The sequence below is a fragment of the Amphritea sp. HPY genome, assembly GCF_050870985.1.
Lineage (GTDB): Bacteria > Pseudomonadota > Gammaproteobacteria > Pseudomonadales > Balneatricaceae > Amphritea.
In genome coordinates, this window is sequence record NZ_CP194015.1 from 570,225 (window position 1) to 585,741 (window position 15,517).

The 15,517-nt window shown below is 49.6% G+C and carries 12 protein-coding genes; 8 read left to right on the forward strand and 4 right to left on the reverse strand.

What is annotated here, in order from left to right:
• Window positions 1-74 precede the first annotated feature (74 nt).
• From ACQUQM_RS02360 to ACQUQM_RS02370, 3 genes are read left to right on the forward strand one after another with little or no spacing between them, the layout of a single operon-like run.
• Complete coding sequence (locus ACQUQM_RS02360; RefSeq protein ID WP_432472876.1) at window positions 75-2,456, forward strand: efflux RND transporter permease subunit; 2,382 nt, start codon at window positions 75-77, stop codon at window positions 2,454-2,456.
• Window positions 2,453-3,256, forward strand: coding sequence for an outer membrane lipoprotein-sorting protein (locus ACQUQM_RS02365; protein WP_432472877.1), 804 nt, complete (start codon window positions 2,453-2,455; stop codon window positions 3,254-3,256). The genes ACQUQM_RS02360 and ACQUQM_RS02365 overlap by 4 nt, the downstream gene beginning before the upstream one ends.
• Before the next feature lies 1 nt (window position 3,257).
• Complete coding sequence (locus ACQUQM_RS02370; protein ID WP_432472878.1) at window positions 3,258-4,460, forward strand: hypothetical protein; 1,203 nt, start codon at window positions 3,258-3,260, stop codon at window positions 4,458-4,460.
• Window positions 4,461-4,833: 373 nt separating this feature from the next.
• Here ACQUQM_RS02370 and ACQUQM_RS02375 read toward each other — a convergent pair whose 3' ends face one another.
• Window positions 4,834-5,709, reverse strand: coding sequence for an ATP adenylyltransferase family protein (locus tag ACQUQM_RS02375; protein ID WP_432472879.1), 876 nt, complete (start codon window positions 5,707-5,709; stop codon window positions 4,834-4,836).
• Window positions 5,710-5,814: 105 nt separating this feature from the next.
• Here ACQUQM_RS02375 and ACQUQM_RS02380 point away from each other — a divergent pair, with 105 nt between their 5' ends.
• Window positions 5,815-6,276: a flavodoxin family protein gene (locus ACQUQM_RS02380; protein ID WP_432472880.1), complete on the forward strand. Its 462-nt coding sequence runs from the start codon at window positions 5,815-5,817 to the stop codon at window positions 6,274-6,276.
• A gap of 137 nt (window positions 6,277-6,413) precedes the next feature.
• Window positions 6,414-6,650, forward strand: coding sequence for a hypothetical protein (locus ACQUQM_RS02385; RefSeq protein WP_432472881.1), 237 nt, complete (start codon window positions 6,414-6,416; stop codon window positions 6,648-6,650).
• Between the two features lie 87 nt (window positions 6,651-6,737).
• On the opposite strand, the gene ACQUQM_RS02390 is transcribed toward ACQUQM_RS02385, so the two are convergent.
• Complete coding sequence (locus tag ACQUQM_RS02390; protein WP_432472882.1) at window positions 6,738-6,983, reverse strand: DUF6253 family protein; 246 nt, start codon at window positions 6,981-6,983, stop codon at window positions 6,738-6,740.
• Between the two features lie 241 nt (window positions 6,984-7,224).
• Between ACQUQM_RS02390 and ACQUQM_RS02395 the strand changes: the two genes are divergently transcribed.
• Complete coding sequence (locus ACQUQM_RS02395) at window positions 7,225-7,758, forward strand: DUF4136 domain-containing protein (protein WP_432472883.1); 534 nt, start codon at window positions 7,225-7,227, stop codon at window positions 7,756-7,758.
• A 131-nt stretch (window positions 7,759-7,889) separates the two neighbouring features.
• Complete coding sequence (locus ACQUQM_RS02400) at window positions 7,890-8,741, forward strand: peptidoglycan-binding protein (RefSeq protein WP_432472884.1); 852 nt, start codon at window positions 7,890-7,892, stop codon at window positions 8,739-8,741.
• On the opposite strand, the gene ACQUQM_RS02405 is transcribed toward ACQUQM_RS02400, so the two are convergent.
• Window positions 8,742-9,599, reverse strand: coding sequence for a DMT family transporter (locus tag ACQUQM_RS02405; protein ID WP_432472885.1), 858 nt, complete (start codon window positions 9,597-9,599; stop codon window positions 8,742-8,744).
• A gap of 268 nt (window positions 9,600-9,867) precedes the next feature.
• Complete coding sequence (locus ACQUQM_RS02410) at window positions 9,868-10,329, reverse strand: Lrp/AsnC family transcriptional regulator (RefSeq protein WP_432472886.1); 462 nt, start codon at window positions 10,327-10,329, stop codon at window positions 9,868-9,870.
• A gap of 283 nt (window positions 10,330-10,612) precedes the next feature.
• Between ACQUQM_RS02410 and ACQUQM_RS02415 the strand changes: the two genes are divergently transcribed.
• Window positions 10,613-15,415 carry an NAD-glutamate dehydrogenase gene (locus ACQUQM_RS02415; RefSeq protein ID WP_432472887.1) on the forward strand — a complete coding sequence of 1,601 codons (4,803 nt, stop codon included), beginning with the start codon at window positions 10,613-10,615 and terminating at the stop codon, window positions 15,413-15,415.
• Window positions 15,416-15,517: the final 102 nt, after the last annotated feature.

Here is a 15,517-nt window from a genome sequence, read left to right on the forward strand (position 1 = left end):
TTTAGTTATGAACTGCGGCGCTTGCGCCGTTTTTTTCTCACTTATAATGACGTTTCGTCAATAAAGGCAGAACGATGAAGGAAAAACTGTTTAGTTTTGTTCTCCGACGCCCGTTTCTGGTATTGCTGGCATCTATTGTGTTGGTAATGGTTGCGGCATCGGGTGCTCAAAAGTTGGTATTCAAGAGTGATTATCGGGTCTTTTTCAGTCCTGAAAATCCTCAGCTGATCGCATATGAGTCGATGCAGAATACCTTTAATAAAAGCGATAACGTGTCGTTCATTGTTATCCCTGCAGAGGGCGACGTATTTACCCCGCAGACGCTCGGCGTAATCAATCAGATTACCGCCGCAGCCTGGCAGGTACCTTATTCAACCCGGGTTGATTCGATCACAAATTTTCAGCATACCTGGGCTGAAGAGGACGATATGATCGTCGAAGACCTGGTATTTGACGATGCTGAACTCAATGCCGACGAGCTGAAGCGGGTCCGTGATATCGCTTTGCATGAACCCTTGCTCGTGGATAAGCTGGTTTCCGAGCAGGGCCATGTCACGGTGGTGAATGTGACGGTCCAGCTGCCGGGAATTAATCCGGTTGTCGAAGTGCCGGAAGTAGTTACTAAGGTCAGAGCGATTCAGCAACAGTTTATGGCTGACAATCCGGGGCTTGAGATTAAGCTTTCCGGCATGGTAATGATGAATAACAGCTTTGCTGAGTCTTCTTTGAACGACAGTGCTACTTTGATTCCGGCCATGTTTGGCGTGGTTATCGTAACGATGCTGTTTTTGCTGCGAACCTTTAGTGGTACTTTTTCCACTGTGGTGATTATCGCCGTCAGTATTGCTTCGGCGATGGGGCTTGCCGGTTGGGGAGGATTGTTTCTGTCAGGGCCCTCTGCCAGTGCGCCGACTATGATTCTCACGCTGGCGGTTGCTGACTGTATCCATATACTCAGCACCATGTTTTATGAGATGCGTCAGGGTGTGGAAAAGAAAAAAGCGTTGCATGACAGCCTGAGGATTAACTTTCAGCCAATTATGCTGACCAGTGTTACAACCGCGATCGGTTTCCTCAGTATGAATTTCTCGGACTCACCTCCGTTCCGTGATTTGGGTAATATCGTTGCGATGGGGGTGATGGTGGCATTTATCTTCTCTGTTACGCTTTTCCCTGCGCTGCTGATGATACTTCCCGTGAAAGTTAAGGTGCGCAAGGAAGAGGACCGCGACTGGACCCGTTCACTGGCGGTATTCGTGACCAGTAAGCGTAAGGTACTGTTGCCAGGTATGACTGTGCTCATGCTGGTTCTGATCGCTTTCCTGCCACAAAACAAACTGAACGATGACTTCGTCAAATATTTTGATACATCGGTACCCTTTCGTCAGGCAACTGACTTTATGCAGGATAATCTTTCCGGCATGACGCAGCTGGAAATTTCGATAAACAGTGGTGAATCAAGCGGCATTAATGATCCTGAATATCTGGTGAAACTGGGGGAGTTCAGTGCCTGGCTGCGGGCTCAGCCGGAGACCGATCACGTTAACACCCTTACCGATACACTGATGCGCCTGAATAAGAATATGCATGGCGATGATCTGGAATACCATCGTTTGCCGCAGGATCGGGAGCTCTCGGCGCAATACCTGTTGTTATATGAGATGTCGTTGCCATACGGTCTGGACCTGAACAATCAGCTGGACGTTGATAAGTCTTCGGTAAGGGTGATCGCTACCCTTAATAATATGACCAGTAATGAACTGATTAGAATAGAAAATAATATCAACCAATGGTTCGTGCAGAATGCGCCTCAGTATGAGGTACTGATTACCGGTCCAAACCTGATGTTTGCCCATATCGGGCAGCGTAATATTGTTAGTATGCTGGTGGGAATTTCGGCGGCTTTGGTTCTGATATCGCTGTTGTTGGGTTTTGCGCTGCGTTCAGTACGTTTCGGTCTTATCAGTCTGATTCCGAACCTTGCCCCGGCGGCGATGGGTTTCGGTGTCTGGTACCTGATCGATGGCCAGGTCGGGTTGGCGTTATCGGTAGTTGCTGGTATGACGTTGGGTATCGTCGTGGATGATACGGTGCACTTCCTGAGCAAGTACCTGCATGCCCGCAGAGAACGTAATGCCGACAGTGTGGCGGCGGTGCAGTATGCTTTCGGGAGCGTGGGCCGTGCGTTGTGGATCACTACCTTCGTACTGGTGTGTGGATTTATGGTGCTGGCTCAGTCCAGCTTCAAGATAAATGCGGATATGGGCTTCCTGACCGCGGTGACGATTGTCATAGCATTGATTGTTGATTTTCTGTTTTTGCCGCCGCTGCTGATGCTGCTGGACCGGGAAAAAGATACTAAAGAGTTAAGCTCTCAAGAATCAAAAACAATTCAATCAAAAACGATTGAGTCAAAAACTTTAGAGCGAGCTGTAGAGCAAGGAGTTGAGCAATGAGTAACATAATGGGCTTTGTTAAACCGATCAATTTGTTGTTGGCAGCCGCTTTGGTTGTCAGTACCCCGGTGCTTGCGCAAACTCCCGAAGAGCAGGGCCTTGAAATTTCTCAGACTGCTAAGCAGCGGGATCTGGGCTGGGCAGATATGCAGGCCGATATGCTGATGGTCTTGCGTAATAAACAGGGGCAGGAGAGTACGCGTGAGATCCGCCTGAAATCCCTGGAACAGGAAACGGATGGCGACAAAAGCCTGACCGTCTTCGATAAGCCCCGTGATGTCAAAGGCACAGCATTTCTGAGCTTCTCCCATGCGGTTGGTGCCGATGATCAGTGGCTTTATCTGCCTGCACTGAAACGGGTGAAACGGATCGCTTCGCGCAACAAGTCCGGGCCATTTATGGGATCTGAGTTTGCCTATGAAGATCTGTCTTCATTTGAGATCGAAAAATATACCTATCGTTACCTGAAAGATGAAGCCTGTGAGGGCGGTGACTGTTTCGTGGTGGAGCAGTTTCCGGTGGATAAGAACTCCGGTTATACCCGCCGTATTGTATGGCTGGATAAAGCCGAATACCGGATATACAAAGTTGAGTTTTACGATCGTAAAAACAGTTTACTGAAGACTCTGACCTTCAGTGGCTATCAGCAGTATCTTGATAGGTACTGGCGTGCTGATCTGCAGCAGATGCAAAACCATCAAAATGGTAAGAGTACAGACCTGCAATGGAGCGGCTATCAGTTCCAGGTCGGCCTGACTGACAGCGACTTCAACAAAAACTCACTCAAGCGGGCGCGGTAATATGCAGCTGAAGGCGATTGCGCTGAGCCTGTTGGCGCTGCTTCCTGCAGCCAGTCAGGCAGATGAGGTGTTCTTTGAGTTCTCCGGTAAGGTTTCGGCTGAGTTGCGAGGCTATGCTGACGAAGGTCAGTTTACCGGGCAGGACTATCGCTCCTCGGCAGCTGCCGCATTTGAACCGGAGCTGTTCTGGGAGTGGAACGATGGCGGCGACAGTCTGACATTCACGCCTTACTACCGTGTTGATCAGCGTGATGATGAGCGCAGTCACGGTGATATCCGAGAGCTGAGCTGGATTCATGTCGGTGAAGACTGGGAGCTGCGCACCGGTATACGCAAAGTCTTCTGGGGAGTGACCGAATTCAGCCATCTGGTTGATGTGATCAACCAGACCGATGCTGTCGAAGACAGTGATGGTGAAGATAAACTAGGCCAGCCGATGGTTAATCTATCGCTGGTCAGGGATTGGGGTATTGTCGATCTGTTCGTTTTGCCGGGCTTTCGGGAACGAACGTTTGCAGGCCAGGATGGACGTTTACGCAGTGGCCTGATAGTCGATACCGATGCTGCGGTTTATGAGTCAGGTGCTGCTGAAAATCATGTTGATACTGCTGTCCGCTGGAGCCAGAGTTTCGATCTGTTTGATCTCGGCTTGTACTGGTTCCGGGGTACTAACAGAGATCCCCGGTTTGAGCTCGGCACGAACAATGGTCAGTCTGTGCTGATTCCTGTTTATGAACAGATTGATCAGATCGGTTTTGACGGCCAGGCAACGATTGACAGCTGGTTGTGGAAACTGGAACTGCTCTGGCGGGATAGTGAGACTGAGCAGTACGGCGCAATGCAGGGCGGTGTGGAGTACACCTTCTACGGCATTCAGGAATCAGCAACCGACCTGGGATTACTGGTTGAATACGGCTGGGATGAGCGGGGTGAAGATGCTACCGCAGCATTCCAGAACGATATCTTTATTGGCAGCCGGATTACTCTGAACGATGTCGCCAGCACTGAATTCCTGGCGGGCTTTGGTTACGATCTGGACTACCAGAGCGAGAGCTTGTTCGTTGAGGCCAGCCGTCGTTTTGGCGATAACTGGAAACTGAGTCTGGATGGTCGCCTGTTTAATGCAGGAGAAGCTGAAGATCTGCTGGTTAGTGCCATCGAACAGGATGACCTGATCCAACTCACCGCTGAATACTATTTTTAAGCGGAGCTTAAAATAGCAGACCGCCGAACAAGTTCGGCTCGCTAGACCGCTGAGCAAGCTCAGCTAGCTAGAACGTGGCGCAAGCGCCACTCGTTAGTAGCTAGAAAAAGCAAAAACCGCCCTCGAGAGGCGGTTTTTCTTTGCCGAAATTCTGCTCCGACTCGGAATTACGTATCCTGCTACTGGTTTTCCGTGGGAGTGACGCCCCGTCACGATAAACTTAGTGCTTCTTTAACTTCTCGCCGCGAGGTACCCGAAGGGGCATGCCAGCGCGCCTCCTACAAGGAGGTGTTTTTTGGTCGAGAATGTTTTTGGGTTTTGATCTGGCTTTTTCTAGCGAGCCGAACTTGTTCGGCGGTCTGCTTCTTCCGATCTAGCTAGCGGCGTAGCCGCGGTCTGTCTTTCCCGTTACGCTGCGCAATGTTTTACTGATGCCCATTGCTTTCAGCTCTTCAGCTTGTTCATCTGTTCGCACCAGGACAGCGCCACAGAATGCCAGGGCATTAAATGATATGCCGCTGACACTTTCCAGGCTGCGTGGCACCAACATCATCCAGCGTCTGGTGAGTAGTAAGTTATACGGGGTTATGACGGTGCTGCCTGCGATATCGATATGAAGCAGGCTTAACAATTCACTGTAATGGTTATTTAGCCAGTGCGCGGCCCGTTCAGGGTCATCGAATAGCCACTCCGGTACTTTGATTCCTGCCTGATGGAAGGGCAGGTTTGAATTAGTGCTGCAGGTATCAGAGAAATGATCCAGCTGCGTCGCTAAGGGCAGGGCTTTAGCTGGCGTTGAAGGTAGCAGTTGCAGGTGTTTATGGAGCTGGCTGGCACCGGCTTCGGTGCCGCCATTGTAAAAAATAAGGCCGTCAACTTCAGCCAGGCAGAGAGCTGCCGCATTAAAGTCAGCCCTACTTAACAGTTCAGATTGGGGGTGGAAGCTTCGGGTGACCATTAATAAATGGTGTTCGACGACATTAAACTTATTCAACAGGCAGACATGCTGACTACCAAGTTCGCAAACAAAAAGATCGGGATCGTAAGGCAGAAACGGGTTGTGGTTATTGTCGCCAGCCTGTTGCATTCTCTTTAGTGCGTTATCTTTACGTCTCAGATTATCCAGCGTGCGCAGCAGGTAACAGTAGTTATTTTCATAAACCGTTTCACTAACGGTTGGGATCGGCTGCAAGGCTCCGCTTTGGATAGCCTTGGCTGTAGTCGCCTCTGTTTGACGCCATAAATTCATAATCCAATCTCCTGATCACGAAACCTGGTCGATGAGCATAAGATTACGCCTCGCTAATGCTGTTGTATAGTTAACTCACCGTCAGAACAATGAGTTAAATAATCGATGAAGTCATTACTGATTGTAGCCCATGCGCCATCTGAAAATACCCGCTTAATGGCCGAAGCGGTACTGAAAGGCGCTTCAGCTCCCGAAATTACCGAAGTGAAAATGCGCTGGATTCCTCCGCTGGAGGCCAGGCCTGAAGATGTTCTTGAGTGTGATGGCATTATCCTCGGCACGACTGAAAACCTCGGTTATATGAGCGGTGCCATGAAAGATTTCTTTGACCGCTGCTACTATCCTTGCCTGGAGCAAAAACAAGGGCTTCCCTGTGCACTTTATGTGCGTGCCGGACAGGATGGTACGGGTACCTGCCGTGCGGTAGAGGCTATCTGTACCGGGTTGCGCTGGAACTGGATACAACCACCACTGGTGTGTCGCGGAGAATGGCAGGCGAGCTTTCTTAAGCAATGTGAAGAGCTGGGTATGACGATGGCCGCAGGCTTGGATATGGGTATCTATTAGCCCTTGCTGAAACAAAGCAGAGTATTGATCTGGGTTGTACTTTAGTTGTATATAAAACATTTAACTAATATTGTGCGCTGCACAAATGGGTATTATACTAACGTCGAATTTTTGTACAGTCTTTGGGGTATCCTCTGATGAATAAAATGGTTTTTACCGGTGTTGAGTGTGATGACCGCCGCATTGCTGGCGAACTGCAGGCAATGGGCTGCTTCGATGAAGCGCGAGAAGATAAAAAATCTGCGCTGGCTAAAGTGATTGAAGCAACGGCTAACTTTATTACCTGGATGCGCTGGAAAGGCGAAGTCAGTGTTTACGGTTGTCGCGTTGCCGCTGACCATGCACGTTTTATGGAAGCGCGTTATACCGCGTAACAGATCGTGCTTATTAGAAAAAAGTCGCCTCTGAGCGACTTTTTTATTTTCTGTCAGAAGTGGGCTGAAGGGTTGAAAGTCAGCAGTTCAGTTCTTTGGCGGTATATACTCGATAAATCCCTCGTCACAGTCGCACAATACTCTTTTACCCTGCCTCAGAACCAGACCTAAGACTTCCTTTGCATTTTCGTCGTGCTGGTCTTCGAAGTTACACAGTGTCCAGCATATCAGGGGCTGCTCTTCATGGGCTCCGTCCGTGGTATGAAAGCGGGCTTTCCATCCTGTCGCCGGGATAATTGAATCAATCTCATACTTCTGGTTTGCGCCTGGCATCGTTACCTGCCTCGGAATAGCCACATAAATAACCTGCTGTAGTATCCCTTTCTGTTCTTGAATACGATTTTTGAATGTCTAGCCGGCTGCGTGGTTTATATCCATACCAGCCATAAGCCCTTTTAGTTTGGTACAGCAATGGCATAAATGCGAAAGAAGATTTATTAGAAGGTCAGCCGCTTTTTGTTGTCTACCATAAATATTAAGAACTGATATAGCGGATAGTTCGGGAGGCTAGCTGATGAAATTTTTTCTTTTCACTGTGCTTTCGCTGTTGTTGCTCGCTGGTTGTGTGCAGAACCCGGTGAGAGTTGATTATGAACCTGCTTTCGATTTCACCTCTATCAGCACCTATGGCTGGGCATCAGACAATGATATTTCGTATAGTACAGTTGATGACGGCCTGATGGATAAAAGAGTAAAAGCCGCACTGACGGAAGAGCTGAGTTTAAGAGGGCTTAAATACGATAAAGATAAGCCGGATATGTTGATCGGTTACCGGGTCAGGGATGAAGACCGGCTTGATTACTATCGTTATCCGATGTTTAACAGCTACAGCTATCGTCATCATCGATCTATGTGGATCTATGATGAAGAGCTGGTTGTATTCAACTATGAACAACGTGTGTTTATGCTGGACGTGCTGGATTCTGAGAATCAGTTAATCTGGCGGGGAACCTATGAATCACGGCGTAAAGAGATGCCCACGCCGGAAGCGAAAATGGGGTACATAAGGGAGATTGTTGCGGAGATTCTGTTGCACTTTCCCCGTTAGTTTTATCGTTCGTCGCTTTGCAACCTGTCACCAGTTTTAATCTGTGTTCGTTAAACTGTAGTTTGACTAAACTCCGATCTGTCCTAGCCTTATCCATGTAAAAAGGAGCACTTCACCAACGGAGATTTGGTATGAATTTACAGCGTGGCAGTAAAGGCTTTGGGGTTGTGAAGCTGCAGCAGCAACTTAACCGTGTCGGTGCCATGCTGGTTTGTGATGGTGACTTTGGCGGTAGCACTGAACGCGCTGTGTGTTATGCGCAGGATATGGCCGGGCTAACAATCGATGGTGTCTCTGATCAGGTCTTGCAGCATTGGCTTGGTTCCCGACCTGAGCCTTATCCTGCACTTGCGACAGAAGGCGTGGCGATGATCGCCCGGGAAGAAACCGGTGGTTTGGCATACTACCATGCGGTATGTCGCTATCCCCACTATCCGGGTTATGCCAGCGGTATCACTATAGGTGTGGGTTATGATCTGCGTTTCGCAAGCGAACACTCTTTTCGGGGTTTGTGGCAGCCGTATCTGTCTGTCGGAGCCATTAATGAATTAGCTCTTTATATTGGCAGACGGGGCACCAAGTCCGGTGCAGCTGAGCTGCGGAATAAGGGTATAGAAGTGCCATTTAAAGCGGCCTGGCCGGTGTTTATTGAACAACTGATGCCGCAATACTTTAGTCTCACCGAAAGCCTGTTTCCTCAGTTATCCCGGTTATCGAAATCCTGTCGTGCGGTACTGGTCAGTATCGTGTTTAACCGGGGAACAAGCCTTTCTGGTGATAGGCGAAAAGAGTTGCGGATAATCCGGGATAAGTTAGCGGAAGCTTATTCTTCAGGCATTGATCAGGCTGAACAGCGCCAGCTGTTAACGTCAATTGAGGACGATATAGTTTCGATGCAGCGGTTATGGGGTGCCGATTCCGGTCTCTATCGACGCCGTCAGGTGGAAGCGAATATGTGGCGCAGAGGGATGCAGTCGCTTTAATTAAGCGGGTCGTTTTCGGAACTGCTGAAACAGAACGCCGGAGATTATCATGATCAGTCCTGTTATCGTTGAGATCATTACCTGTTCGCCGACGATGACCGCCAAAAGTAGTAGTGATAAAGGCGGTGAAAGGTATGCCAGATTGCTCAGCAAAGCCGTGTTATCGCTCATCCGCATCGCCTGCATCCAGAGCAGGAAGGCAAAGCCCATCTCGAAGGTACCGATATATATACCGCCGCCAACCGCCTGCCAGGGCATAGCGCTAAAACCACCTTGCCAAAGCATTAAGCAGGTTAAGATCGGCAGGCTCAGGCCAAAACAGAGTAGCAGTGATGCGATTGCATCTCGCGGTTTGCGGGTGTTCATGATCCAGTATGAAGCGAAGAACAGCGAGCTGCCGAGGCCTAATGCCACGCCAAAAGGATTCTTGAAATTTAACGCCAGCAAATCACCCTGGGTCGCGATAACCAGAACCCCAGAGTATGCCAGTACGATACTGATCAGGTTTTTCAGGGTAAAGCGCTGGCCGAGGAAAGGTACCGCAAGGATGCTCAGCGCTACTGCCCAGGTGTAATTCAGTGCCAGGGCTTGTTGTGCCGGTAATTGATCATATGCAGCAAACAGAATCAGGTAATACAGTGTCGGGTTAATCAACGCTAATAGCAGAAAATAAGCCGGGCTCTCAGTCAGGTATTGCCTCGCCAGTGTCAGTTTACCTTTCACTCCGGCGGTAATCGCCAGAATGATACAGCTGGTCAGCACCGCCAGCCAGAGCATCTGCAGGGGAGATATAAGCGACAAGGTTAACTTAAATGCGCTGGCAACAGTCGACCACATCAGCACTACGGTCAGTGCCATAAAAACAGCATTACGGTTCAATAGAGTATTCGGCTCAGTGATTACAGGTTGGGATACTGCTATGAACTGCTTGCAGGAAGGTCAAGCAGTTTTGTTTCGATATCTTTGACGTTTTCTATGACCGCGAAAAATGACGGTCTGCATAGCGCTGTAGTTGAAACATAAGTGGAAGCATTAAAGACGCTTAGCCTCGATATCTTTGACGTTTTCCATGACCTCGAAAAATGTCGGTCTGCATAGCGCTGTAGTTGAAATATGAGTGGAAGTGTCAAAGTAGTTTGGCCTCGATATCTTTGACATCTTCCATCACCACAAATGTACTGGTCTGGGCTACATGGGGCAGAGAGGATATTTTCTCGCCCAATACCATGCGATAGGACTCCATATCGGTCGTGCGTACCTTCATCAGATAATCGAAGTTGGCTGCGATCATATGGCACTGTTCGATCTCGGGAATCGCCCGTACCGCATCATTAAACGCCTTTAACGCTTTGGTCTTAGTATCGTTGAGAGTAACCTGAACAAAAGCAACATGCTTGGTGCCCAGCTTTTTCTGATCCACCAGGGCGATGTAACCCAGGATATAACCCTGGTCCTCAAGGCGGCGCATACGGATCTGGCAAGGGGTTTTGGACAAGCCAACCCGTGATGCCAGCTCGGTCACGGTAATCCGTGCGTTCTTCTGCAGTTCGCGGAGGATGGCGAGATCTAATTTATCCAGATTATCCATAGCTTTTTAATTTTCTAGATGTTCGTATGTTTGAGGTAAAGTAATGAGAAGGATAAGACTAAAAAAATGAAAAATACAGTGAAAAAGACTTTCGTCTATTGCTTATACTTTGCCGGTTACTAATAAAACTCTGAAATACCGCCTATTCTAGACTAGTAATGAATATCTAGACGTGGAATTGAATATCTGCCAGCGGATCTGTGACCGCGCCAGTGCAGATGGATGGAAAATAACAAAGGCGAACAGTTCTCGCCACATACAATGCTATTGGAGTCACTTTCACATGCACGATTTAGCTGGCCTGTCTAAACCGAAGATTCTGGATCTGCTGACCGAGAAACTCTGCGCTCAGGTGCCGAAAACACTGACCCGCGCTATGCAGCTCTTTACTGAACAGTTTTTTAGTGTTTCTGCTCCAGAAGAGTTGCAGAACCGGTCTCAGGAATATCTCTATTCCACCGCACTTTCTTACTGGCAGATGATGCAACATTACGATTCCACTAAGCCGGAAGTGCGAGTGTTTAATCCGGATTATGAGCAGCACGGCTGGCACTCGAATCATACTGTACTGCAGATTCATAACTGTGATATGCCGTTTCTTGTTGATTCAGTGCGTATGGAGCTTAACCGGCGGGAGCTGGCGATCCACGGTACTAATAATTGTGTCCTGGCAGTCGAGCGAACTAAAGCCCATAAGCTGAAGAACATACGTGTTGCTAAAGAGCGCAGCGCAAGCTCTCAGATAGAATCAGTGGTCTATATTGAGATTGATCGCCATTCCAATCAGGAGACTCTGGATGAGCTACGCAATAGTCTGGTTCAGGTTTTATCTGATGTCAGGGCGGTAGTCGAAGACTTTGTGCCGATGAAGCAGAAGGTACTCGACCTGAAAGAGGAGCTGCGTCAGCGCGATGCCAACAGTGCCGAGATAAAAGAAGCCCGTAAACTGATGGACTGGCTGCTGGATGAGCACTTTATCTTCCAGGGTTACGAAGAGATTACGATTAAGAATTCTAAGGGGGCGCTTGAGGCGACCCGTGTGCAGGGCTCTCAGCTGGGTACCCAGCGGCGACTGGAGCAGCAGGATGTCTGTTGTCTGAGCGATGTTGAGCAGCAGTTTGTAAGCACTCCGCGTCTGACGATGTTCAGTAAAGATGTTGAGCGTTCTAAGGTGCATCGCCCTGCTTACCGTGATCTGATCATAGTTAAGCGCTTTGATGACAAAGGAAAAGTGATCGGTGAGTGCCGTTTTTACGGGTTGTACACATCCGCTGTTTTCCTGATCAACCCGCTGCGTATTCCTGTAGTCCGGCAGAAACTTATTACAATTCTGTCCGATTGTGGTTTTGAACCCGGTGGTCACAGTCACAAGGCGTTGGTTCAGATTCTGACAGATATGCCACGTGAGGAGCTGGTTCTCGCTGATACCTCCGATCTGAAAGAGACCAGCTTTGGTATCTTTAATCTGCAGGAACGGCGTCGTGCCTGTCTGTTTGTACGACAGGACGCCAGTAAGCGTTTTTACTCCTGCCTGTACTATATTCCCCGGGATCTTTACACCACTAAGCTGCGTAACAGAGTATTGCAGTTGTTACATGAAGGTCTGGGGGGCGTTGATTCTGAAGTAACGGCACAGATCTCCGAATCGATTTTGTCCCGTACTCATCTGGTAATTTACGTCGATCCGCAGCAGCAGGGTAATGTGGATATCAGCACGATTGAAGCTAAGATTCTGGAGATCTCCCGTTCCTGGGATGATGACCTGCAGGCGAATCTTATTGATGTCTATGGTGAAGAGCAGGGTAGCCGGTATATCAACCGGTTCCGCAATGGCTTCCCATCGGCCTATAAAGAGAATTTCTCCACCGGTAATGCGGTATACGATATTCAGCATATTGCTAATCTGGTTTCTGAATCTGATATCGCGATGAGTTTCTACCGCTCATTCGAAGAGTCCGCCGGTATCCTGAAATTCAAACTGTTCAGCATGAATCATCCGTTGATCCTGTCTGAAGTGATTCCGGTGTTAGAAAACCTGGGATTAAAGGTGCTGAGTGAACACCCTTATGTGATCCACAGCAAGGATGGCAGTTCGCACTGGATCAGTGATTTCCGGGTGAGTTACGGCTCCCAGGCCACCATCGAGCTGGATCAGGTGAAAACTATCCTGCAGGAAGCTTTCGCCCGGGTCTGGGATGGCCAGGCTGATAGTGACGAGTTTAACCGTCTGGTGATCGCGGCCAACCTGAACTGGCGCGAAGTGGCAATGCTGCGGGCCTACGGCCGTTACATTAAACAGCTGCGTTTTGGTTTCTCTCAGCCGTTCCTGGCCGATGTGCTGGTACGCAATGTGGCGATTACCCGGCAGCTGGTCGAACTGTTCCGCTGCCGTTTCAAGCCGGCTGAGAAGCTGGACACTGAGCGGGAACTGCAGATCGAAAACAGCATCCTGAATGCACTGGATAGTGTTGAATCGCTGGATGACGATAAAATTCTGCGCCGCTTCCTGGTGGTTATTAAATCTACCTTGCGGACCAACTTCTATCAGTCGAAAGAGGGTGTTGAGAAGGACTATTTTTCATTCAAGATCGATTCCCAGGCGATTCCGGATATTCCGCAACCTAAACCTAAGTTTGAAGTATTTATCTACTCGCCACGTATCGAAGGTGTGCATCTGCGCGCCGGTAAGGTCGCCCGGGGTGGTCTGCGCTGGTCTGACCGGATGGAGGATTACCGAACCGAAGTACTGGGTCTGGTAAAAGCTCAGCAGGTGAAGAACTCGGTCATCGTGCCGATGGGAGCTAAGGGCTGCTTTATCTGTAAACGTCAGCCGGAAAACGGCAGCCGGGAAGAGATTCAGGCCGAAGGTATCGAGTGCTATAAGACCTATATCCGCGGGTTGCTGGACATTACCGATAATCTGATTGGTGGTGATCTGGTGCATCCGGAAAACGTTATGCGCCATGACGACGATGATCCATATCTGGTGGTAGCGGCCGACAAAGGTACTGCGACGTTCTCTGATATCGCCAACGGAATATCTGAAGAATATGGTTTCTGGCTTGGCGATGCATTTGCATCCGGTGGTAGTCAGGGTTATGACCACAAAGGTATGGGTATCACTGCAAAGGGCGCGTGGGAATCGGTTAAACGGCATTTCCGCGAGCAGGGCCTTAATACCCAGAAAGATGCTTTCACTGTGGTCGGTATTGGCGATATGGCCGGTGACGTTTTTGGTAACGGTATGTTGCTGTCTGAAACCATTAGTCTGGTGGCGGCGTTCAACCATATGCATATTTTCATCGATCCGAATCCGGAGCTGGCCCCATCCTTCAAAGAGCGTGAGCGGATGTTTGCATTGCCCCGTTCATCATGGACCGATTACAACGCTAAGCTGATCAGCGAAGGTGGCGGTATCTTCCTGCGTAGCGCAAAATCGATTGCGATCTCGCCGCAGATGAAACAACGGTTTGATATCGCTGAGGACCGTCTGGCGCCAAATGACCTTATCAATGCCCTGCTTAAAGCACCGGTTGATATGGTCTGGAACGGCGGTATTGGTACCTATGTTAAAGCGACCCAGGAAACCCATGCCGAAGTAGGCGATAAAGCTAATGATGGTCTGCGGATCAATGGTCATGAGCTGCGCTGCAAAGTGTTGGGCGAAGGCGGTAACCTGGGCTTCACCCAGTTGGGCCGGATCGAATTCGGTCTCAACGGTGGTGCTTCTAATACCGACTTTATCGATAACGCTGGTGGTGTGGATTGTTCCGACCACGAGGTTAACATCAAAATTCTGCTCAACGAGCTGGTGAATCAGGGTGATATGACCATGAAGCAGCGCAATTCGTTGCTCCGGGATATGACCGATGATGTGTCTGAACTGGTATTGAAGAACAACTATCGTCAGGCGCAGGCGCTTAACATCGCCGAAACCATGGCGCGTAAGTCTAACGATGACTATATCCGCCTGATGCGCAGCCTGACGAAAGAGGGCAAGCTGGATCCGGCGCTGGAGTTCCTGCCGTCAGAGAAAGAGTTGATGGCGCGCAAAGAGCAGGGCCTGGGCTTTACCCGCCCTGAGCTGTCGGTGTTGATCTGTTATGCCCGGATCGAACTGAAGCAGGCTTTGATCAACTCCTGGATCACTGACGATGCCGGTTTCTCCCGTGAGATGGAAACTGCGTTCCCGGAACGGTTACTTAAGGACTATCCTGAGGCGATTCGTAATCACCGGCTGCGCCGGGAAATTACAGCAACCCAGATCGCTAATGATCTGGTCAACCGGATGGGCATCACCTTTGTCCATAACCTGCATAATGCCACTGGCCTGAGTTACGCTCATATAGCAGCGGCCTATCTGGTTACCCGTGAAGTCTACGGCATCGAAGCACTGTGGAGCGAGATCGAAGCACTGGATCATCAGGTACCGGCAGATGTGCAGGTTGATATGATGAAAGATCTTATCCAGCTGCTGAGCCGCGGTACCCACTGGCTGATGCGACAGTACCGTGATGGCCTGAATCTGGCCGATTGCCTGGCGACCTATAAACAGTCGATCGATCAGGTGGTGGTCTCTGCCGATCAGATTCTCACCACTATTCCGGCGAACCGCATGGAAGAGAAATACCAGCGCTATACCGAAGCCGGTATGCCGGAGCGCTTGTCGGCCTTCTGTTCTGCTACTGAAAGTTTGTACTGGTTACTGGATGTGATCGATGTGGCGAATCAGACCGATGAGGCGGTCGCGGATGTTGCGAATACTTACTTCAGCCTGGGTACCAGCCTCAACCTGGTCTGGCTGGATCAACAGATTCGCGAGTTCCAGGCAGTTAACCACTGGCAGTCACTGGCGAAGAGCAGCTACCGTATCGAGCTGGATAATCAGCAGCGTATCCTGACCCAAAGCGTACTTGCCAGCGGCAAGAAGGGTGCGGGTACTGAACAGCGACTGGCAAGCTGGCAGGAGGCGAACAGCTCCCTGCTGGGTCGCTGGCATCACACCCTGCGGGATATCCAGAATACCAAGCTGATCGACTGTGCGATCTTTTCGGTAGCCCTGAGTGTACTGCTTGAGCTGAGTTGATCGGAGTATCTTTCAGATTGAAAGATCAGGCTTGAAAGCTAGCTAGAAAAACAAAGCGATCGTTGATTCCCGCAAGGGAGTTACGATCGCTTTTTTATTTTT